This is a genomic window from Rhodococcus sp. IEGM 1351 (genome assembly GCF_030056875.1).
In the GTDB taxonomy this organism is placed as follows: Bacteria; Actinomycetota; Actinomycetes; order Mycobacteriales; family Mycobacteriaceae; genus Rhodococcus_F; species Rhodococcus_F opacus.
Genome location: NZ_JASHKU010000001.1, coordinates 438,429 through 459,456, shown reverse-complemented (window position 1 = coordinate 459,456; position 21,028 = coordinate 438,429). Strand labels below are relative to the sequence as shown.

General features: G+C 67.8%; 18 protein-coding genes. 8 read left to right on the top strand and 10 right to left on the bottom strand.

The window, feature by feature from the left end:
* Positions 1 to 2: 2 nt before the first annotated feature.
* Both QM806_RS02175 and mdo read right to left on the bottom strand, forming a co-directional pair.
* Positions 3 to 1,109 carry a MadB family AAA-type ATPase gene (locus QM806_RS02175; protein WP_120659364.1) on the bottom strand — a complete coding sequence of 369 codons (1,107 nt, stop codon included), beginning with the start codon at positions 1,107 to 1,109 and terminating at the stop codon, positions 3 to 5.
* A gap of 107 nt (positions 1,110 to 1,216) precedes the next feature.
* Positions 1,217 to 2,488: an NDMA-dependent methanol dehydrogenase gene (mdo, locus tag QM806_RS02170; RefSeq protein WP_005573920.1), complete on the bottom strand. Its 1,272-nt coding sequence runs from the start codon at positions 2,486 to 2,488 to the stop codon at positions 1,217 to 1,219.
* Positions 2,489 to 2,810: 322 nt separating this feature from the next.
* Between mdo and QM806_RS02165 the strand changes: the two genes are divergently transcribed.
* Positions 2,811 to 3,866: a ferredoxin--NADP reductase gene (locus tag QM806_RS02165; RefSeq protein WP_005253784.1), complete on the top strand. Its 1,056-nt coding sequence runs from the start codon at positions 2,811 to 2,813 to the stop codon at positions 3,864 to 3,866.
* Positions 3,867 to 3,872: 6 nt separating this feature from the next.
* On the opposite strand, the gene QM806_RS02160 is transcribed toward QM806_RS02165, so the two are convergent.
* Together QM806_RS02160 and QM806_RS02155 are read right to left on the bottom strand one after the other, a co-directional pair.
* Positions 3,873 to 4,469 carry a CHAP domain-containing protein gene (locus QM806_RS02160; protein WP_039950378.1) on the bottom strand — a complete coding sequence of 199 codons (597 nt, stop codon included), beginning with the start codon at positions 4,467 to 4,469 and terminating at the stop codon, positions 3,873 to 3,875.
* 25 nt (positions 4,470 to 4,494) lie between these two features.
* Complete coding sequence (locus tag QM806_RS02155; RefSeq protein WP_283290180.1) at positions 4,495 to 5,223, bottom strand: DNA alkylation repair protein; 729 nt, start codon at positions 5,221 to 5,223, stop codon at positions 4,495 to 4,497.
* A 173-nt stretch (positions 5,224 to 5,396) separates the two neighbouring features.
* Between QM806_RS02155 and QM806_RS02150 the strand changes: the two genes are divergently transcribed.
* Both QM806_RS02150 and QM806_RS02145 read left to right on the top strand, forming a co-directional pair.
* Positions 5,397 to 5,762 (top strand): SPW repeat domain-containing protein, encoded by a 366-nt coding sequence (locus QM806_RS02150; protein ID WP_025432213.1) that lies wholly within the window; start codon positions 5,397 to 5,399, stop codon positions 5,760 to 5,762.
* Positions 5,763 to 5,848: 86 nt separating this feature from the next.
* The gene (locus QM806_RS02145; protein WP_005253780.1) at positions 5,849 to 6,502 is read left to right on the top strand and encodes a TetR/AcrR family transcriptional regulator; all 654 of its coding nucleotides are present in this window, start codon (positions 5,849 to 5,851) and stop codon (positions 6,500 to 6,502) included.
* Here the strand turns inward: QM806_RS02145 and QM806_RS02140 are convergent.
* The 4 genes from QM806_RS02140 to QM806_RS02125 all read right to left on the bottom strand — a co-directional run bounded on the left by QM806_RS02140 (position 6,490) and on the right by QM806_RS02125 (position 11,919).
* Positions 6,490 to 7,263: a glutamate racemase gene (locus QM806_RS02140; protein ID WP_005253779.1), complete on the bottom strand. Its 774-nt coding sequence runs from the start codon at positions 7,261 to 7,263 to the stop codon at positions 6,490 to 6,492. The genes QM806_RS02145 and QM806_RS02140 overlap by 13 nt on opposite strands.
* 32 nt (positions 7,264 to 7,295) lie before the next feature.
* A complete protein-coding gene (locus tag QM806_RS02135; protein WP_169693553.1) occupies positions 7,296 to 8,525 on the bottom strand; it encodes an NAD(P)/FAD-dependent oxidoreductase in 1,230 nt (409 codons plus the stop codon).
* A gap of 84 nt (positions 8,526 to 8,609) precedes the next feature.
* Positions 8,610 to 11,141 (bottom strand): ABC transporter permease, encoded by a 2,532-nt coding sequence (locus QM806_RS02130; protein WP_283290175.1) that lies wholly within the window; start codon positions 11,139 to 11,141, stop codon positions 8,610 to 8,612.
* Between the two features lie 4 nt (positions 11,142 to 11,145).
* Positions 11,146 to 11,919, bottom strand: a complete 774-nt coding sequence (locus QM806_RS02125) for an ABC transporter ATP-binding protein (protein WP_005253776.1) — start codon at positions 11,917 to 11,919, stop codon at positions 11,146 to 11,148.
* A 144-nt stretch (positions 11,920 to 12,063) separates the two neighbouring features.
* Between QM806_RS02125 and QM806_RS02120 the strand changes: the two genes are divergently transcribed.
* The 5 genes from QM806_RS02120 (at position 12,064) to QM806_RS02100 (ending at position 17,667) form a co-directional block, all read left to right on the top strand.
* Positions 12,064 to 12,981, top strand: a complete 918-nt coding sequence (locus QM806_RS02120; protein WP_169693546.1) for a DUF3159 domain-containing protein — start codon at positions 12,064 to 12,066, stop codon at positions 12,979 to 12,981.
* 72 nt (positions 12,982 to 13,053) lie between these two features.
* Complete coding sequence (locus QM806_RS02115; protein WP_120659366.1) at positions 13,054 to 14,616, top strand: long-chain-fatty-acid--CoA ligase; 1,563 nt, start codon at positions 13,054 to 13,056, stop codon at positions 14,614 to 14,616.
* The gene (locus QM806_RS02110) at positions 14,613 to 15,041 is read left to right on the top strand and encodes a YchJ family protein (RefSeq protein WP_005573931.1); all 429 of its coding nucleotides are present in this window, start codon (positions 14,613 to 14,615) and stop codon (positions 15,039 to 15,041) included. The genes QM806_RS02115 and QM806_RS02110 overlap by 4 nt, the downstream gene beginning before the upstream one ends.
* A gap of 24 nt (positions 15,042 to 15,065) precedes the next feature.
* Positions 15,066 to 15,668: an AMIN-like domain-containing (lipo)protein gene (locus QM806_RS02105; RefSeq protein WP_054245417.1), complete on the top strand. Its 603-nt coding sequence runs from the start codon at positions 15,066 to 15,068 to the stop codon at positions 15,666 to 15,668.
* A gap of 100 nt (positions 15,669 to 15,768) precedes the next feature.
* The gene (locus QM806_RS02100) at positions 15,769 to 17,667 is read left to right on the top strand and encodes an ABC transporter ATP-binding protein (protein ID WP_005239412.1); all 1,899 of its coding nucleotides are present in this window, start codon (positions 15,769 to 15,771) and stop codon (positions 17,665 to 17,667) included.
* Here the strand turns inward: QM806_RS02100 and QM806_RS02095 are convergent.
* On the bottom strand, positions 17,648 to 19,051 hold the full coding sequence (locus tag QM806_RS02095) for a maltokinase N-terminal cap-like domain-containing protein (RefSeq protein WP_133986462.1): 1,404 nt from the start codon (positions 19,049 to 19,051) through the stop codon (positions 17,648 to 17,650). The two genes, QM806_RS02100 and QM806_RS02095, sit on opposite strands and share 20 nt — an antisense overlap.
* Positions 19,048 to 20,904: a maltose alpha-D-glucosyltransferase gene (gene treS / locus QM806_RS02090; RefSeq protein ID WP_169693547.1), complete on the bottom strand. Its 1,857-nt coding sequence runs from the start codon at positions 20,902 to 20,904 to the stop codon at positions 19,048 to 19,050. The genes QM806_RS02095 and treS overlap by 4 nt, the downstream gene beginning before the upstream one ends.
* Between the last annotated feature and the right edge of the window lie 124 nt (positions 20,905 to 21,028).

Here is a 21,028-nt window from a genome sequence, read left to right as displayed (position 1 = left end):
CGTCAGCGCCTGCCCTGCCGACCCGCGCCGACGCCGCCCCGGTCGCGGCCACCGTGCCCGCGGAAGACGGCCGTGGTGGTGTTGGCCGGCCGCGATGCGACCGTCACCCGCTCCACCGGCCCGGCCGGAGCGGTTTCGCCGTCGTCCGCCGGGACAGGCTGTTCGCCGGAGAGCCGGGTGCGGACCAGTTCGACGTCGCTGGTGTATTTCAGCAGGGCGGTGAGCAGGATGTCGCGGACCTCGGCCTGCGAACTCACGGCCACTCCCGTCGACTTCAGGACCACCGCCGCCCGGGCCGCATCGATGACCTCCGCGATGGACGGACTCTTGCGGAGCGGCAACTGCCGCAGCGTGCGAGCCAGATCCACCACGTCCGCCGCGACGGCCTCCTCGACCTCGGGGGCCTTGGCCGTCACGATGTCCCGCTCGCGCTGTGGTGTCGGGTAGCCGAGGTGGTAGTGCAGGCAACGACGCTTGAGTGCGGGCGACAGTTCACGAGTGTCGTTGGACGTCAGGATCACCCACGGCGCCGACCGCGCGGTGAACGTCCCCACTTCGGGGATGGTGACCTGTCCCTCCGCGAGAACTTCGAGGAGCAGCGCCTCCATCGACTCCTCGGTGCGGTCCACCTCGTCGACGAGCAGCACCACCGGTTCCGGTGACAGGATCGCCTCGAGCAGCGGGCGGACCGACAGGAACTTCTCCGAATACAATCCGAAATCCTGCGCGGCCAGGAACTGCGACGCCTCGGCGACATCGTCGAACGCGGCCATCTTCTCACCGATGCGGTCGCGCAACATCTGCACGTGCAGAAGCTGTTTCGCGTAGTCCCACTCGTACAGGGCCCGGTTGTCGTCGAGACCTTCGTAGCACTGCAGCCGAACGAGCTTCCGCCCCGACGCCTCGGCCAGCGACTTCGCCAGCTCCGTCTTGCCGACGCCGGCAGGCCCCTCCAGCAGCAGCGGGCGCTCGAGCGCGGTCGCCAGGTGGACGACCACCGCGAACTCGTCGTCGGCGATGTAGTCGACCTCGCGCAACGCCTCCTTCAGTTCCGCGCCGTCGGCGAAGCGGATGTCCTCCGGTTCCGGGGCTGTGTGCGGTGCAGTCATGATCGGGGCGTCCGTCCTTCGTCAGCGGTGTGGTGGTGGGAACGCGTCCGGGGCGGGGCCGGGCTGGGGTGAGGCGCCCGCCCCGGACGCGAGTCTTCTGCGGTCGGTCAGTACGCGTTGTTGATCGCGTGATCGACCACGGGGAGCATCGACTCGACCGTCACCTCGCGCGGGTTGCCCGGTGTGCACCAGTCGCCCTGGATGTGCTCGGAGATGGCCCGCACGGTCTTCTCGTCGCCCCGGATGGTGTCACCGCGACCCTCGTACTTCTTGGTGTTCATCTGGTTCTTGTCGTACGAGTCGGTGCGCACCTGACCGAAGTTGTCCGGAATGCCGACGTCCTTCGCCAGGCGGATGGCCGCCTCGACCGCTGCGTCCGCTGCCTGCACCGTGGTGAGGTTGCGGGTGTCCACGCCCAGCGCTCCAGCCAGCTGAGCGTAGCGCTCGTACCGCGACGGCAGGTTGTACTCCCAGACGCGGGGCAGGGCGATGGCGTTGTTCAGGCCGTGGTGGCTGTCGAAGAACGCGCTGACCGCGTGCGAGATGGAGTGCACGATGCCGAGGCCGCCGGAGTTGAATGCCTGGCCGGCGATGTACTGCGCGTTCATCATTCCCTCGCGGGCCTTCAGGTTGCGCGGCTCGAACACGGCCTCCCGCAGGTTCTTCGCGACCAGTTCCACCGAGTACAGCGCGTTGCCGAGCGACGGCGCGAAGTCGAGACGCGACACGTACGGCTCACTGCCGTGCGCGAGAACGTCGAATCCGCAGTACGCCGTGAAGTGCTGGGGGCAGGTGTAGTACAGCAGCGGGTCGTCGATCGCGAGGGTCACGATGGTCGCCTCGTCGAATCCCACCCACTTGTGCGGGTTGTTCATGTCCGACGTGTCGGTGATGACGTACGCCCACGATGTCTCCGAACCCGTACCGGCCGTGGTGGATACGGCGATGTGGGGTGGGTTCTCCTTGTTGGTGGACTTCGCGAATCCCTCGAACTCGTTGATGTTACGGCCGTCGTGCGCGACCACCACCCGGGCGCCCTTGGCGGCGTCGTGACTCGAGCCGCCGCCGACGGAGATGATCGAATCGCACTTCTCCTTCTGGTAGAGCGCGGCGGCTTCCATGACGTTGTAGTCCTTGGGATTGGACTCGACCTTGTCGTAGAGCACGACCTCGACGCCCTGGTACTCGATCTTGCCGACCAGTTCCTCGATGATGCCCGAGCCGCGCAGGCCCGTGGTCATGAGCAGGGTCCTCTTGAATCCGAGGTTCTTCGCCTCGACGCCGATGATGTCGTGGGCGCCCACTCCCATCAGTGCCCGCGGGAACGGGTGGAATTCCTTGATGGGGAAGTCCCAGATCTGGTTGAGCTCGATGGCCATGGCCGTCTCCTCGATTAGTCGATGTCGGATCTGAAGCGTTGCGGAAGGGGACGCACTCGATGTGATCGGCGTCTCACCTGGAATCCACTGTGACCTAGTTCGGGCCCCGGTTACAGGCCTGCGGGGCCGAACCGTCCGACCGCGGCGCACAAACTGCCCGAACGGGCAGGTGCGGCCGGGCCGAGCCGGAGGGGGCGGCACTCGATAGGATGTCCACTTCACGCGGAGTCCACCCGCTAGGCAAAAACTAGAACCTGTTCTATATTTGGAGCAGGCAAGCGAGCGTTCCGGCGCTGCGAAGTACGGAAGGACTGCACACACGATGACGACTGTCGAGGTGCCGCACAGCTCACGATCGGTGGTGCTCACCGTGTCGGGCGTGGTCGAGGAAACCCCCGACTCCCGGTCACTGGTCTTCGACGTCCCGGCAGACCTCGCCGACAAGTTCGCCTACAAGCCGGGCCAGTTCCTCACCCTGCGCATCCCCAGCGACCGCACGGGCTCGGTCGCCCGGTGCTACTCGCTGGCCAGCTCACCGTTCACCGACGACGCCCCCAAGGTGACCGTCAAGCGGACGGCCGAGGGCTACGGGTCCAACTGGCTCTGCGACAACATCGCCGTCGGCGACACCCTCGAGGTCCTCCCCCCGTCGGGAGTGTTCACCCCCAAGTCACTGGACCACGACTTCCTGCTGTTCGCGGCAGGTAGTGGCGTCACGCCGGTGATCTCGATCCTCAAGTCCGCCCTCACCGAGGGGTCCGGCAAGGTCGTGCTCTTCTACGCCAACCGCGACGAGAAGTCGGTCATCTTCGCGGAGGAACTCCGCACGCTCGCGAGCCGGTACCCGTCACGGCTCGTGTCCATCCACTGGCTCGAGACGGTCCAGGGACTGCCGAGCGTCGATCAACTCGCCTCCGCCGTCGCGCCCTACCTGGGGCACGAAGCATTCATGTGCGGACCGGTGCCGTTCATGGACACCATCCACAAGGCGCTCGCCGACGCCGGGATGCCCCGCAGCCAGGTGCACGCCGAAGTGTTCAACTCGCTGGCCGGCGACCCGTTCCGTGACGCCGACGTCGTGGAGGTCACCGACGACGAGGCCGCCGACGCCGCCACCGTGGAGGTGGAACTCGACGGCGAGATCCACAACCTGAGCTGGCCCCGCAAGCAGACCCTCGTCGACATCATGCTGGCCAAGGGAATCGACGTGCCCTACTCCTGCCAGGAGGGCGAGTGCGGGTCCTGCGCGTGCACCGTGCTCGAGGGCAAGGTCGAGATGGAGAACAGCGAAATCCTCGACCCCGAGGACATCGAGAGCGGCTACATCCTGGGCTGCCAGGCCCGGCCGGTCACCGACCACCTCAAGATCGAATTCTGACTCCGCTCACCCGAGCCGGCCGAAGCCGACGACGGCGGAGTCGCTCGTCCAGTCCACGGTGTGGACGCGGATACGGCCGAACTCGTTGCCGCCGACCGTCGTAGCGGTGTCCCCGTCCACCGCGACGACGACATTGGTGTGCTGGCCGACCCAGCTGCTGTTGTCGTAGAGCACCACGTCCCCGACGGTCGGGCGGTATCCGCCCCCGACCTCCTCGAACCGCGACTGCGACTCGTAGTACTCCTGCAACGTGTAGACCCCGGGAATCCGCCAGTGCCCGGAATTCGGATTCGCCAGAGGCAGGCCGGCTTCCCGCATGATCCAGCTGACGAAGTCCGCGCACCAGGGCTCCTCGACCCCTTCGGAGTAGAACGTGCCCGGCCGCTGCCTGTCGTGTTCGGCCTCGAGCAGCCCGACGATCCGTGCCTGCTGCGGCGACAACGCGGATGTGTCGACGGCCGGGAATTCTGCGGTGTCCCACGGTAGATAGCGGTCCGGCGCGAGCCACAACACCCCTCCCGCCACGACGACCATCACAGCGACGACGGCGCCGAGGATCACCCCGGCACGTCGGCGGCGGCGAGTGGGCGCGGGAGCAGTCATGCCACCGAATGTAGCGGGTATCCGGTCACCGCATCGCGCGGTAGCCCGCACGCTCCTCTGCGGTCAGATGCTCGCACGCATACGTCAGGGCGGTGCGGCCCATCGCCGCGGCGTGCCGGTCGAGGAAACCGGTGAGCAGGTCGTGGTCGACCCGCTTGCCGACCTCGCGCAGCATCCAGCCCGTCGCCTTCTGCGTGAGGTCGCGGCGATCACCGAGAACACGCTCCGCGACCTCGAGCGTCGTGGAGGCGTCACCTCGGCGGATGAAACCGAACGTACTGAGCAGCGCGACACGGCGCCGCCAGAGGTCGTCGTCCGCGGCCAGATCGAACACCGGGGCGCGCGGCCGGTCGTACAGCCACGCGCCCAGGATCCGGTCGGCGGACGAGTCCACCAGATCCCAGTTGTTCACCCGTCCCCGCATCACCACGTCGAGGTAGAAGGTCGCGATCTTCTCGCGCAGGGCGTCGTCGTCTGCCTTCGCCGCCCGGTCGAACTGCGTCGCGAGCACCAGCAGCCCCGCCAGTCGATGCTCGTGCACCGGACTGTCGAGGAGCACCGTCACCTCCGGAAGGTCCAGATCGGCGTGCGCACGAACCACGCTGCGCGTCCCGGGAACCCGCACGCCGATGAAGACGTCGCCCTCCCCGTACTCCCCCGGACCGGTCTTGAAGAACCGTGCCAGATTGACGGCGTCGGTCTCGTCCGACAACTCGTCGAGTGCGCGCTTCACGTCGTCCGCGGTGGAAGTCACGAAGGCACTGTCCCACAGGGGGCCGACAGCCGCCGCGACAGCACGGGCAAAAATCACGAAACATACTCTGACCTGCAGTTCGCGTTATCCGACTGCAACGAGCCAGGTATTGATCGGTCGGTCAATCAGGCGTGTACTCGAGGTGGACACAATCCATTTCGAGGAGGCTGGACATGAGATCGTGGAGTCGTATGCAAGATGTGGTGGCGATCGTGATCGGAGCCTTCGCGGCGCTCTCGCCGTTGTGGCTCGACACCAACAACGCCGCGATGTGGTCACTCATCGTGCTCGGTGTACTCGTGGCCCTCTCCGGTCTCGTCCACATGAGCCGCCCGGAGATGACCGTGGCCGAGTACGCGATGGCCGTCTTCGGAGTGCTGTTGTTCCTCTCCCCGTGGGTGATGAACTTCGACGCATTCACGGGCGCGTCGTGGACCGCATGGGTCGTCGGTGTCCTGGCAGTCGTCGTGGCTGTCACGGGGTTGCCGATGATGAGTTCCCGGATGCACGGACACGGAGGTCTGGCGACACATCACTGATCTGTGAACCACAGCACCGAGAACATCGATTGGGGCGGGGCGCAGGCTTACGGCCTGCGCCCCGCCGTTCACGTCCGGAAAGGCCCATGCCAGCACCTCATCTCGGTAAGCCCGGTGGCCTCCAACCGCGGAAAGGCCGGCGGCGGCGCAGCGCGAAGATCGACGGCGACGCCCGGGAACTGATTCTCGACGCCGCCGAATCCCTCATCGCCGTACACGGATTCGATGCCACGTCCACCGCATCGATCGCCTCTGCCGCGCACGTCCCGAAAGGACTGGTGTTCTACTACTTCCCCTCCAAAACCGACATCCTTCTGGCGCTGCTGTCAGAGAGACTGCCCACCGAACCCTTCGGCGACGTGGCCCCCCTGGTGACTCCGGGCGACCCCGCCGCCAGCCTCGTCAACCTCGACAACGCGCTGAATCTGCGCGATCACCACTCGTCGGTGATGCGCGTGATCATCTGGCGCGAGGCCGAGACCCACCCGGACGTCCGTGCACACCTGCGGCGGTTCCGCGACTACCTCAGCGACATCACCGAGCGTCTCCTGCAGGCCAGTTCGCCCTACCCCGTGCAACCCGGGACGCTCCGGGCCTGCGCGACGGCGTGGGTGGCCGCGATGTTCTCCGTGGCGGGCAACGACCGCCTCCACGACCTCGACGACCTGCCGCGACGGCACGGCGAGGAACTCGACAACGTCGCACGCGTCGTGGCGGCCGGGATGGTTCAGCTCGGCTGAGAACGCCCCGCCGACAACAGCTGACCGGCGGGGAACGCCTCGGCGCTCGCGGGCAGCCGCCCGGGCCTGCCGCTGAGGAAGACCTCGACGGTGCCCTCCCCCGCGCTCGGACGGTTCAACGCATCGATACGGCGGAGGGTCTGCGCCGCCACCGCCTCCGCGCTGTCGAACAACCGCACCCCGGCGGGAAGCTGCGCCGCGATCTCGTCGGCCATCAACGGATAGTGGGTGCAGCCCAGCACCACCCCGCCCACGTCGTCGGGTGTGCGCTCCACGGCGGAGGCGATGGCAGCGGTGGCCGCGTCCCGCTCGCCGCGGTCGATCGCCTCGGCGAGACCGTGGCACGCGACACCCACCACGGAACTGCCGTTCCCGAACTTCTCGATCAGATCGGCCTGATACCGGCTCGCCGTGGTCGCCGCGGTCGCCCAGACGGCCACCGACGGACACGCGGCGGCCGCCGGCTTGATCGCCGGAACCGTGCCGACGACCGGAACAGCCGGTCCGACGAACTCCCGGACGTGGTCGAGCGCCGTGACGCTCGCCGTGTTGCACGGCAGCACGATCACCTCGGCTCCGCGGTCGAGGCAGCGCTGCGCGGTCGCGAGAACGCGGTCGATCACCCACTGTTCCGGCTTGGGACCCCACGGAGCCCCGTCCGGATCCAGAGCGAGGATCAGATCCAGTTCCGGTCGCAACTTGCGCAGCCACGCCGACGTCGGCAACATGCCGAGACCCGAGTCGATGAGCGCAACAATCACCCGGAGAATCTATCGCGCCCCCGCCCGGCGGCCTACGCCGACGCGGCCTCGAGGACCTCCCCGATCGGAGTTCCCGCCGCGATCTTGCCCCGCATCTTCATGACGCCCCCCGCCATGCCGGCGCCGACGACACCCGCCAGGATGCCGTCCCGCTCGTAGTAGGCGAGGAACTTGCGGCCGTCGTCCTTGATCACGTGCACCTCGTCGGTGGCCGCCACCGTGCCCAGTGCCTGGATCTTGATGTCGTACTGGTCGCTCCAGAAGTACGGCACCTGAGCGGCGGCGTTCTCGTCGCCGGTCCCGGTCAACGCCCCGGCGAGGATCTTGGCCTGCTCACCGGCATTGCTCCAGTGTTCGACGCGTTTGCGACCGCCCACCTTCAGCTGCCACGCGGCCACGTCGCCGACTGCCCATACGTGCGGGACCGCCGTGCGTCCCACGCCGTCGCACACCACACCGTTGTCCCGTTCGACGCCCGAGCCGTCGAGCCACGCGGTGACCGGCACCGAGCCGACTCCGATCGCCACCACGTCGACGTCCACCTCGCTTCCGTCGCCGAGGACGGCTCCGGTGACGCGGTCCGTGCCCACCAGCGAGGTGAGCCCGACACCGGCACGCAGGTCGACTCCCTCGTCCGTGTGCAGCCGGGCGACGAGTCCGCCGATCTTCTCGCCGAGCACGGACGCGAGCGGTGTCGGCTGCGGCTCCACCACCACCACGTCGAGACCACCGGCCCGCATGCTCGCCGCCAGCTCGCAGCCGATGAAGCCCGCCCCGACGATCAGGGCCCGCTTGGCCTCGGCGAGGTCCGCGCGCAACGCCAGGCTCTCGTCGATGGACCGGAGAACGTGGACGCCCGCGAGGTCGGGCAGACCCGGTATCCGCCGCGGCACGAGGCCGGTGGCGATCACCAGTTCGTCGTAGCCGAGTTCGGTGCCGTCCGCGAGTCTCAGGATGCGGGAACCGGTGTCCACCGAGGCCGCCTCGACCCCCAGACGCAACTGGATGTTCTTCTCGTCGAAGAACTCGCGCGGCTTGAGTGTGGTGTCGCTCTTCTCCCCGCGCATCACTTCCTTCGACAGCGGCGGGCGGTCGTACGGAAGGTGCGGTTCACCGCCGAGAAGCACCAGGTCACCCTCGTATCCGGCCCGCCGGAGTTCCTCGGCTGTGCGCAGACCTGCCAGGCCCGCTCCGACGATCACAATTCTCTGCACTGTCCCCGTACCCGCCCAATCTGCCCCTGCGACGAACATGACCGCCATCACATCTCTGGCACAAGTCATATCAAACGCGCTCCGCACCCGTGAGTACTTGTCAACCGCGGGCGGTTGACAAGTACTCACGGGTCAGAGATCGGCGATGGCCTCCAGCGGCCGGGTGCGGGCGGCCCGGCTCGCCGGCCACAGCGCGGCGAGGACGCCGACCACGCCGGATCCGAGGAGCATCGCTATCACCTGCCCCCACGGCACCGTCACCTGGTCGAGCCCCTGGTCCTTCAGGGTGCTCACGAAACCCCAGCCGAATGCGATGCCGAGCAGCACGCCGACGGCCGCACCGAACACCGCGATCAGCATCGACTCAAGGTAGATCGTGCGACGCATCTGGGACCGCTGCATTCCGACCGCGCGGAGCATGCCGATCTCCCGCCGACGCTCGACCACCGACAGCGCGAGCGTGTTGATGATGCCGAGAATCGCGATCACGACGGCGAGTGCGAGCAATCCGTAGAGGATGGCGAGGAGTGTGTCGATCTGTTGCCCCTGTGTTCCCTTGAACTGTTCGCGGTCCTGCACCTGAACCACGACGAACTGCTTGGTCGCGGATTCGAGGTCGGCGCGCAGCTGCGTCAGATCTGCACCCGGCTTCGCGTCGACGAGGACAGCCAGATCGGGAATGGTCGCGGCGGGCATCACCTGGCGGTACACGTCGTCCGAGACGAGCCAGTCGCCGACCAGCTGGTTGTCCTCGAAGACACCTGTCACCTCGGCGTCGACGACCTTGCCGTCCGCGCTCGTCATCGGGACGGTTGTCCCCAGTGTCCAGCCCTTCTGCGCGGCCGTCGTCTGGGACACGATGAGGTGGTTACCCGTCAGATCGGCGCCGCCCGCGACGAGCTTGTAGTCGAGGACGCCCTCGAGCGGGCCGTCCAGCGACGCGCCCTGCTGCTGCTCGTCGTCGACCTTCACGGACACCGGATGCAGGGCGGCGGCGCTCTGGACGTCGTCGAGGTTCCGCACGGCCCTCGCCGCGCCGCTAGGCACACCGATCTGGTTGGGGCCGGTGAGCACGTAGTCGGCGGACACCCCCGAGTCGACGAGCTGGTTGACGCTGGCCTTCGCGGACGCGCCGAACACGCCGATCACGGACACGAGCATCAGACCGAGCGTCAGCGCGAACGCGGTGGCGGCGGTACGACGCGGATTCCGCACGGCATTGGTGCGGGCCAGGCGCCCGACCGGGCCGAACGGCTTGGCCAGTACCGCTCCGAGCGCCCCGACGATCGGCCGGGACAACGCAGGCGCAGCGAACAGCACGGCCAGGATCAGACCGAGCGCGCCGGCACCGACGACGGCGGCCGCGCCCCCACCCGTGCCGCGCGAACCGATCACGAGTCCCACGACGCCGAGTACCCCGAGGACGGCGCCGGCGACGGTCCGCACGTGCAGCGAGTCACCGGTAGACGCGAATTCCTCCCGCATCGCCGCGACCGGCGGCACCTTGGACGCGCGCCGGGCGGGCGCGTACGCGCTGATCGTCGTCACCAGCACCCCGACCACGAGGGCGATGAGAATCGTGCGCGGCCCCACCTGCAGGGGCCCCTCGGGCAGACCGACGTCGAACGCGTTCAGCAGTCCGCGCAGACCGTAGGCCAGGCCGACGCCGGCGGCGATCCCGATCGCGCTGCCGATCACGCCGACCACGAGGGCCTCGAAGACCACGGAACGGCCCACCTGCTTGCGGCTGGCACCGATCGCGCGGAGCAGCGCCAGTTCGCGCAGGCGCTGGGCCACGATCATCGAGAACGTGTTGTAGATGATGAACGTGCCGACGAGCAGGGCGATCGCACCGAATGCGAGGAGGAAGTAGTTGATGAAGCTCAGCGCCTCCGTCACCTGCGCCTTGGTTTCCTCGCGCACCTCGTCGCCGGTCTGGACCTTCGCGTCGGGAAGGGCCGCGGCGATCTCGTCGCGCAATTCGGTCTGGGACGGACCCGTTCCGGCGACGTCGATGTACTCGACGTGCTTGCCGTCGGTGAACAGTTCGCGGGCCTGCGAGTCGACGAACGTCGCGCCGATGAATCCACCGGTCTCGTTGCCGGTGTCGTAGATGCCGGAGACGGTGACGTCGACCATGCCGCGAGCGGGCACGAGAACCTTGGTGGTGTCGCCGACCGCCAGTTGCGCGCGTTCGGCGGCACTGGCGTTGACGGCCATCTGACCGACCTGGGCCGGCGGGCCGCCCCGAACGTATTCGTCGGGTTCACCGAGCGCCTGACCCGGCGGGAGGTACGACTCGCCGATGCTCGGCGCACCACCAGTCTGGACGGCGGCGCCGTCGGAGTCGATGAGGACGATCTGCCCGCTGACGGCTGGTGCCACCGCGCGCACTCCGTCGAGCGCGGTGATGGTGTCGAGGTCGGCGAGGGGCACTCCGCTGGAGTTGCGCTCCTCGCTCGACACGCGGACGTCGACCCCTTGCGCGGTGTTCTCGAAGATCGAGTCGAACGTCTTCTGGAGTGTGTCGGTGAAGACGAAGGAGCCTGCGACGAACGCGGTGCCGAGCACCACGGACAGCACCGTCAGTGCCAGCCGAACCTTGTGTGCCGCCAGATTGCGCAGCGACACCTTGCGCATCGGAGCGCTGGATGTGGACGCCATGCGGTCAGACCGCCGCGTCGGACGCGAGGGCGTGGGCGGGCTCGTCGAGTCGCTTCATCGTGTCGAGGACCGAATCGGCCGTCGGGTCCCGCAGTTCGTCGACGATCTTGCCGTCGGCGAGGAAGACCACCCGGTCGGCGTAGGCCGCCGCGCGGGGATCGTGCGTGACGATGACGACGGTCTGGTGGAACTCGTCCACCGCCGCCCGCAGGATCGCCAGCACCTCACCCGACGACTTCGAGTCGAGGTTGCCGGTGGGCTCGTCGCCGAAGATGATCTCCGGCTGCCCGGCCAGGGCGCGGGCGCACGCGACCCGCTGCTGCTGACCGCCGGACAACTCGCCGGGGCGATGCTCGAGACGGTCCTGCAGTCCGAGCTTGGTGAGCACGTTCTCGAGCCACGCGGCGTCCGGCTTGCGGCCCGCGATGTCCAGCGGAAGGGTGATGTTCTCCAGTGCCGTCAGCGTCGGCACCAGGTTGAACGCCTGGAACACGAAACCGATGCGGTCGCGTCGCAGCTGCGTCATCTGTTTGTCCGTCAGCGTCGTCAACTCGGTGTCGCCGATCAGGACGGAACCCGAACTGGCCGCGTCGAGACCTGCCAGGCAGTGCATCAGCGTCGACTTACCGGAACCGGACGGTCCCATGATCGCGGTGAACTCACCACGGGCGAACTCGGCGGATACCGCGCTGAGCGCGTGAACCTGGGTGTCGCCGGTGCCGTACGTCTTGGACAGCTCGACAGCACGGGCAGCGACAGCGGGGGCATGCGTGCTCATGATCGCCTTTCGTCATTCCTCTTGTGGCGGTCCGGCCCCGTGGTGACGGGCCGGGACGGTGCACGCGCGGCGCACTCCTCCATCTTGTCGACACCCGCGGCGCCCCGCCATCAGGGACCACCCTGATCTTGGGTCCCCGCGGCCGTGATCTCGGACACGGAGACCCGCGCGGAAACGCCCACGACGGAAGTACCGACCTGGGAGAATTCCGGTATCGCCGGTGCGAAGGAGAGCCTCATGGCCAACGAATCCCCCCAACCCCGGGCGGGATCGCGGTTCCTCGACGCGTTCCTGCAATCACCCTTCGCCGGCCTGGCGCCGTGGATCCTGATGTCGCTGCTGTCCGGTCCCGGGCGGTTCGAGGAATCGGTCGCCACCGCTCTCGGGTTGTCGATTCTGTTCCTGTTCCTCAGCCACCGCCGCGGCGGAACCCTCAAACCCCTCGAAGTGTTCGACATCCTCTATTTCGGCTGCCTCGCCGCCATCGGACTGTTCGCGTCCGACGACCTGATCACGTGGCTGGAGAAGTGGTCGGGCGAGATGTCGAGCCTGGCGCTGGTCGCGTTCGCGTTCGGCTCGCTGCTGCTACGCAGTCCGTTCACCCTGCCGTACGCGAAAGAGACCACGCCCGAGGAATATTGGACCTCGCCGCTGTTCCTCAAGGTCAACCAGCTCATCACGCTGGTGTGGGCGCTGTCCTTCACGGTATCGGCAGCGGCCGGACTGTACGGCGACCTGGTCCTCGACCAGCCGGACAATTTCTGGACGGGCTGGATCATCCCGATCGGAGCGCTGCTGTTCGCGCTGTCCTTCACCGAGTGGTATCCGGACGTGGCGAGCGCGCAGGCGCCGCGGGCGCCCGGAGAACCGGAAGAAGTGGCACCGCCCCTCGTCAAACTGTTCGACTTCCTGCCGCCGTTCGTGGTCGGCGTGGGGATCGCGATGCTCGTCACCGACAACGACCCCGACTGGCTGGGCATCACTCTGATCGTGGTCGGCGCCGTCGGCACCGCCGCGCTGCGACGCGCGGACACACAGAGCCGAAGCAGTTCGGCCGCGTGAGGCAAAACGTCACTGATCGGATCACCGACTATTAGCCTGATGTGACTGACGTCACAGACGAGAGGTGGGCGCATGTCGGACGCCGACAACGAGATCATCTTCGACCGACTCGCGCACTGGGCGCAGGTCCGACCGGATGACGTCGCCGTGCAGTTCCAGGGCACCGAATACACGTGGTCCGGATGGCACGACCGGATCCTGCACATCGCGGGAGCCTTGGCGGAGGGCGGAATCGGGGCGGGCGACACGGTCGCGTTCGTCGACAAGAACCATCTGTCCTGCCTCGAGGTCACCTACGCCGCCTCGCTCCTCGGCGCGGCCGCCGCAGTCCCCAACTGGCGATTGGCCGGTGAGGAACTCGACTACGTGATCAACGATTCCGGGGCGCGGATCCTGTTCGTGGGCAACGAGTTCCTGCAACAGGTCATGGCACTGCGCGACCGGCTGACCGGCATCGAGCAGATCATCACCGTCGGCGGAGAGCACGACGAGTTCGAGCCGTGGCTCGCCGAGGCGTCCGTGCTGTCGTCGCCACCGGAGGTCGGAGCGGATGCGACCGCCCTGATCCTGTACAGCTCGGGAACCACCGGCAGGCCGAAGGGGGTTCAGCTGACCCACCGCAACCTGATCGCCCACAGCGCCGCCGTGCTCGAGATCCTGCCCGCGCGGCACGACGACTGCCTGCTCGTCGCCATGCCGCTGTTCCACGTCGGCGGCAGTTGCTACGCGATCATGGGCGTGCACGCCGGCGCCCGATGCCACTTCACCAGGGAGGCCGACGCCCCGTCCCTGTTCGGCGCGCTCGCGGCGGGTGCGAACATCGCGTTCCTGGTGCCGCCGGTGATCGCCGGAGTGCTGGCCGCGGGCGAGCAGGCCGTGGCCGCGTTCAGCGCGCTGCATCGCATCACGTACGGCGCGGCGCCGATGCCGCTGCCGTTGCTGCGCAGCGCGCTCGCGGCCTGGCCGGAGACGGAGTTCGTCCAGGTCTACGGAATGACCGAGTGCGCGGGTGTCGTCACCGCTCTGCTGCCCGAGGTGCATCGCGACCCGGCGCAGGAGGAGAGGATGGCGTCGGCGGGCCAGCCCATTCCCGGTGTGGAGATGCGCATCGTGGACCCGGCCACCGCCGAGGACGTCGCCCCCGGCGAGACGGGGGAATTGTGGTGGCGTTCGGAACAACGCACGCCCGGGTATCTCGGCAAGCCCGAGGCGACGGCGGAGGCCGTCACCGCCGACGGATGGTTGCGCAGCGGCGACATGGGACGCGCGGACGCCGACGGTTTCGTGTTCATCGAGGACCGGCTGAAGGACATGATCATCACCGGCGGTGAGAACGTGTACTCCCCCGAGATCGAACGGGTGCTCGTCGAGCATCCGGCGGTGGCGGAGGTGGCGGTGATCGGCGTGCCCGACGACCACTGGGGTGAGACGGTCAAGGCTGTCGTGGTGCCGGTGACCGGGACGAGTATCGAACCGGACGAGCTGATCCACTACACCCGCCAGCGTCTGGCGAAGTTCAAGTGCCCGACGACGGTCGACATCGTCGATCTGCTGCCCCGCAACCCCACCGGCAAGATCCTCAAGCGGGAACTCCGCGCGCCGTACTGGAAGGACCGCGCCCACAAACTCGTGTGACCGCCGTCCATACTGGAACCGTGACCGCTCGATGCCCCTGTCTGCTCGGTGAACCGTACGACGAGTGCTGCGGGAGGTATCACCGCGGCGAGACGACGGCGCCCACGGCCGAACGCCTCATGCGATCACGGTTCAGCGCGTTCGCCGTGCTGGATGCCGACTACCTGCTCGCGACGTGGCATCCGAGCACGCGGCCCAGGACTCTCGACCTCGATCCGGAGCAGCGCTGGACCCGCCTCGACATCCTGGGCACGAGCGGCGGCGGACTGCTCGACACCACCGGCACCGTCGAGTTCCGCGCGCACTACGTACTGGACGGCCACCGCGAATCGCTGCACGAGAACAGCCGATTCGTCCGGGAGGACGGCAATTGGCTGTACCTGGACGCGATCGCGACGCCACGCCAGGGGCTTCCTCGTGTCTGATCGGCTCCGGCTTACGATCGGATCATGATCAACCACCGGATCGGTCCTTTCGCCGCGTTCGCCGCCTGCGCCCTGACCCTGACGCTCACCGGATGCTCGGAGTCGAACTCCGCCAGCAGTGTGGCGGCGACGTCACCGGCCGCGGCCGCCACCACCAGCAGCGCCCTCGAATCCGAGTCGGCGCCGATCCCGACGGACGCGTCGCCGAAATCGTCCGCGGCGTCCGAGTCCGCGAAGCTCACGGTCACCGACGTCCGCGTCGGCGAGCACGAGGGATTCGACCGCGTGGTGTACGAACTCGGCGGCAAGGGCACGCCGGGCTGGCGGGTCGCATACGTGGACGAGGCGGTGCAGGACGGCAGCGGCAAGACGATCCCGGTGTCGGGCAACGGCATCCTGCAGGTGCAGATCGACGGCTCGGCGTACCCGTTCGACAGCGATGTGGAGGGGTACTCGGGCCCCAACCCGGTGCCCGGTGTTCCCGGCGGCACGGTGACCGAGGTGAACGGCGCGCTCGTGTTCGAAGGTGTCACGCAGTCGTTCATCGGCGTGACCCGACCGGACCGTCCCTTCACGGTGTCGGCCCTGTCCGATCCGACGCGGGTGGTCGTGGACGTCGCGAAGTAGCGCTTCCCGCCCGCAGCTTGACCTCGAGTAACGTTGAGGTTCTACCGTCGTGTCATACCCCGGCTCTACCGTGGGGGGATAGCGACAGGAGGCCGCTGGCATGAGCATGGAAGTCACGGCGTGGAACGCGATGTACAACGCGATGCACGCCCAAGAGGATCGTCGACCCTTCTCCCGCACGACGTTGCGGCGGATAGCCCGATTCGCCCTGCCGCATCGACGCAGCCTCGGGTGGTATCTGCTGCTCAGCGTCGTCACGGCCGCGCTGGCCGTGGCCACCCCGGTGCTGGCGGGCCGTGTCGTCAACGCCATCGTCGGGGGCGACGCGGTGTCCGTCGTCGTGCGCCTCGCGGCGCTCATCGCGGTCATCGCCGTACTCGAATCCGCACTCGCCCTGTGGACGCGGTGGCTGTCCGCGAGCATCGGTGAGAACCTGATCCTCGACCTGCGGACCGCCGTGTTCGACCACGTGCAGCGGATGCCGATCGCGTTCTTCACCCGCACTCGCACCGGCGCGCTGGTCAGCCGCCTCAACAACGACGTGATCGGTGCGCAGCGCGCGTTCAGCGACACGCTGTCGGGCGTGGTGTCCAACCTCGTCACGCTCGGCATCACGCTCATCGTGATGATCGGGATCTCCTGGCAGATCACGCTGTGCGCGCTGCTGCTGTTGCCGATCTTCGTCCTGCCCGCCCGCAAGATGGGAGCGCGGCTGGCGCAACTCAATCGTGAGGCAGCCAACCACAATTCGGTGATGAGCACTCAGATGACGGAGCGGTTCTCGGCACCGGGTGCCACACTCGTGAAGCTGTTCGGCCGCCCGTCCGAGGAGTCCGCCGAGTTCGCGGTCCGTGCCCGGCGGGTACGGAACATCGGCGTCCGCACGGCGATGCTGCAGTCGGTGTTCGTCACCGCGCTCACTCTCGTGTCCGCTCTCGCGCTGGCGCTCGTCTACGGGCTGGGCGGGTTCTACGCACTGCGCGGACAACTCGACGCGGGTGCCGTCGTCGCGATGGCGATGTTGCTGACCCGGCTGTACTCGCCCCTCACCGCACTGGCCAGCGCACGCATGGACGTGATGAGCGCGCTGGTGAGCTTCGAGCGCGTCTTCGAGGTCCTCGACCTGAAGCCGCTGATCGCGGAGAAGCCCGACGCGGTCGCGGTGCCCGAGGGCCCCGTGTCGGTGGAGTTCGACTCCGTCGAGTTCGCATACCCCTCGGCCGACAAGGTGTCGCTGGCGTCGCTCGAAGAGGTCGCGACCCTCGACACCCGCGGCGGCGTCGACGTGCTGCACCAGCTGTCGTTCCGCGCCGAACCCGGGCAGATGGTCGCGCTGGTGGGATCGTCCGGAGCAGGCAAGTCCACCATCGCCCAACTGGTTCCCCGGCTCTACGACGCAGACGCCGGCTCGGTGAAACTCGGCGGGGTGGACGTGCGCGACCTGACCGCCGACTCCGTGCGGGCCACCGTCGGCATGGTGACTCAGGACGGGCACCTCTTCCACGACACCGTGCGTGCCAACCTCCTGCTCGCCCGCCCGGGCGCCACGCCGGCCGAACTCGCGGAGGTGCTGGAACGGGCGCGGCTCACCGACCTCGTCGCCGCCCTGCCCGACGGCCTCGACACAGTGGTCGGCGAACGCGGCTACCGGCTGTCGGGAGGCGAACGCCAGCGGCTGACCATCGCGCGCCTGCTGCTCGCGCATCCGCGGGTGGTCATCCTCGACGAGGCAACGGCGCACCTCGACTCCACGTCCGAGGCCGCCGTCCAGGAGGCGCTGGGCGAAGCCCTCGCCGGACGGACCGCGGTGGTGATCGCGCACCGGCTGTCAACCGTCCGCGCCGCCGATCTGATCCTCGTGGTCGAGGCCGGGCGCATCGTCGAACGCGGCACCCACTCCGAACTGCTCGCCGCGGGCGGCCGGTACGAGGAGCTGTATCGCACTCAGTTCGACACGGGCACGGTGTCGTCCCCCACCCTCACCGAGGTACTCCGGTGAGTCTGCGAATGGCCGAGAGGGGCAGGCCGATCCAATGCGGGCGGTTCCGCGCCTCGTACACGGTCTCGTACACCGCCTTGTCGAGTTCGTAAGCCCGCAGCAACGCCGCCGCCTCACGCGGGTCGGTGCCCGACACGGAGGAATAGCCCTCGCAGAAGGCGTCGGCGTTGCGCTGTGCCCACTCCCTCGCGCGGAAGTCCCGCTGCGACGCCGCCCCCATCGCTCCCATCGGCACCGAATCGGCCAGCAGGTGGTGAGCGGCGTAGTCGAACGACCGCAGCATTCCCGCGACGTCCCGCAACGGACTGTCCCGTTCCCGGCGCTCGTCGAGCGTCTTGGCGGGCTCCCCCTCGAAGTCGATCAGCAGCCACCGCTCCGGCGTCCGCAGCACCTGACCGAGGTGGAGGTCGCCGTGAATCCGCTGGACGGTGGTGGCGCCCAGAGCTTCCGCCTCGGCGAACTTGCCCCGCACCGCCGAGGCCACCTCTCCCAGTTCGGGAACGATCGAGGTGGCGGCGTCCAGCCTGCGCGTCATCGCCTCCACGGTCGTCGACGCCACCTGTCGTTCCTCCGCCCCGAGCGCACGCGCCAGGGTCGCGTGCACCTCGGCGACCGCGGCGCCCATCCGGTAGGACTCACCGGCGAAGTCCGTCCCCAACTCCGCGGCGTGGAGATCCGCTTCGATCAGGAGGTCGCGGACGCTGCCGAGCGCCATGCTCCACCCGTCCGCCGAGTTGGCCTCGAAATCCTGCACCATCGCAAGGGTGGTCAGAATCCCGGCCACGTCCGTCTCCATCCACGCCCGCAGCGTCGCCACGTACTCGCAGCCCGCCTCGGCGAGCGCGAGGTGGAGTTCGACGTCCGGGTTCACCCCCGGCGTGACCAGACGGAAGATCTTCATCAGGAGCTTCTCCCCCAGCACCACCGACGTGTTCGACTGCTCCGCGCCGAGCGTCCGCCCGCGGAGCCCCGCTTCGATCATCGTGCCCGGCACGGTCTTCAACTGCACCGGCCCGGAACCCTCGGCCTCCGACAGCAAGTCGGCATACAGGGTGATGATCTCGGCATCGTGCAGGCCGTCGTACGCGATCATGATGTTTCCGTCGCCGTCCGGCAGCGCCCACGGCTCGAGGTCCTCGGGTAGATGACTGCGGAACCCCAGCGGTATCTGGTACACCTGCGGCGGCCCCGCCTCGAACTCCACCGACACCAGGAGATGCTCGGCGGAGAAGCCGGAGACCGCCATCAGCTCGTGGCGCAGCAGGATCCGCACCGCCGAAATGGTGGTGCCCTTGGCGGCGAACCACCGCCGGTCCGGCAACCAACGGACGAGTTGCCGCTCGAGGGTCTCGTCGGGAATGCGTTCACTGCTGGGTTCGTTCACTGCTGCACCGCCTGTTCCGCTTCGCTGCTGACCGGGTGGCCGCTCACCGCGCCGTCGGACTTCGGATCCGGTTCCAGCGCAAACCAGAAGAATCCGTGACCGGGGAGTGTGATCATGTACCCGTCCTCCCCGATGGAGGGGAAGGGAACGGAACCGGTGAGCTCCACGGGAATTCGGCCGGCGAACTGGGTGAGGTCCAGGATCACCGCCTGCGGGAACCTGGACAGGTTGTTGACGCACAGAATGACGTCGCTGTACGGCCGGTCCTGGCTCGGCGGCGTCTCCCGAACATACGACAGGACGGCCGGGTTCGCGCTGCCGAGTTCGGTGAACGACGCCGTTCCGAACGCCGGATGCTGTTTGCGGACCTGGATCAGGCGCCGGGTCCAGTGCAGCAACGAGTTGGTCGAGTTCATCTGCGCCTCGACGTTCACCGACTGGTAGCCGTACGTGGGATCCATGATGACCGGCAAGTACATTCGCGCCGGGTCGGCGCGGGAGAATCCGGCGTTGCGGTCGGGAGTCCACTGCATCGGCGTGCGCACCGAGTCCCGATCGCCGAGCCAGATGTTGTCGCCCATGCCGATCTCGTCCCCGTAATAGAGGACGGGCGAACCCGGCAGGCTCAGCAGCAGCGCGGTGAACAGCTCGAGCTGGTTGCGGTCGTTCTCGAGCAACGGAGCGAGACGTCGGCGGATGCCGATGTTCGCCTTCATCCGCGGATCCTGTGCGTACTCGGAATACATGTAGTCGCGCTCCTCGTCCGACACCATTTCGAGCGTCAGCTCGTCGTGGTTCCGGAGAAAGATTCCCCATTGGCACGAGCTCGGAATCGGTGGGGTCTGCGCGAGGATCTCGGAGATCGGGAACCGGTTCTGCCGCCGCACGGCCATGAAGATGCGAGGCATCAGCGGGAAGTGGAACGCCATGTGGCACTCGTCGCCCACGTCCGGTTCCCCGAAGTACTCCACGACGTCCGACGGCCACTGGTTGGCTTCGGCGAGCAGTGCCCGCCCCGGGTACTCGGCGTCGATGACTGCCCTGCACTTCTTGAGAAACGCATGGGTCTCGGGCAGGTTCTCGCAGTTGGTGCTCTCCCGCTCGAACAGATAGGGCACGGCGTCCAACCGGAAGCCGTCGATTCCGAGGTCCAACCAGAACCGCAGCACGTCGATCATCGCGTCCTGGACGTCGGGATTGTCGTAGTTCAGGTCCGGCTGATGGGAGAAGAAGCGATGCCAGTAGTACTGCTTGCGCACCGGATCCCACGTCCAGTTGGACGTCTCCGTGTCGACGAAGATGATGCGCGCCTCCGGATACCCTTCGTCACGGTCCGACCACACGTAGAAGTCGCCGTACGGGCCGTCGGGGTCGGCGCGCGACTCCTGGAACCATGCGTGCGTGTCGGACGTGTGGTTCATGACCAGGTCCGTGATGACTCTGATCCCGCGACGGTGCGCCTGATCGAACAGCTGGACGAAGTCGTCGACCGTCCCGAGCTCGGGGAGCACGGCGCGGAAGTCGCGGATGTCGTATCCGCCGTCGCGCAACGGCGAATCGTAGAACGGTGGCAGCCACAGGCAGTCGACGCCGAGCCAGGACAGGTAGTCGAGTTTGGACGTCAGCCCCCGGAGATCGCCCGTTCCGTCGCCGGAGGAATCGAAGAACGCGCGGACCAGAACCTCGTAGAACACCGCGGTCTTGAACCACTCGCTGTCCACCTGCAGTTCTCTGGCGTGGAAGAAGTCCTCGGACCGGGCCTCGATGATGTGGCCTTCCAGGTCGTGCTCCGGCGGGGCCGCGCCCTCCCGGGACGGGTCGGCGAAGGCCGACGACGAATCTTCCAGGGGCATAAGCACCTCGGTTCGCGACTCGATCACAGGAACAGGGGCGTTCCCCGGACACGTGCCTCGATCGTAGGTCGGTCCTGCCCGAACCGCTGGGGACGCGCGCAGCGTGTCGATCGAGGACAGTAGG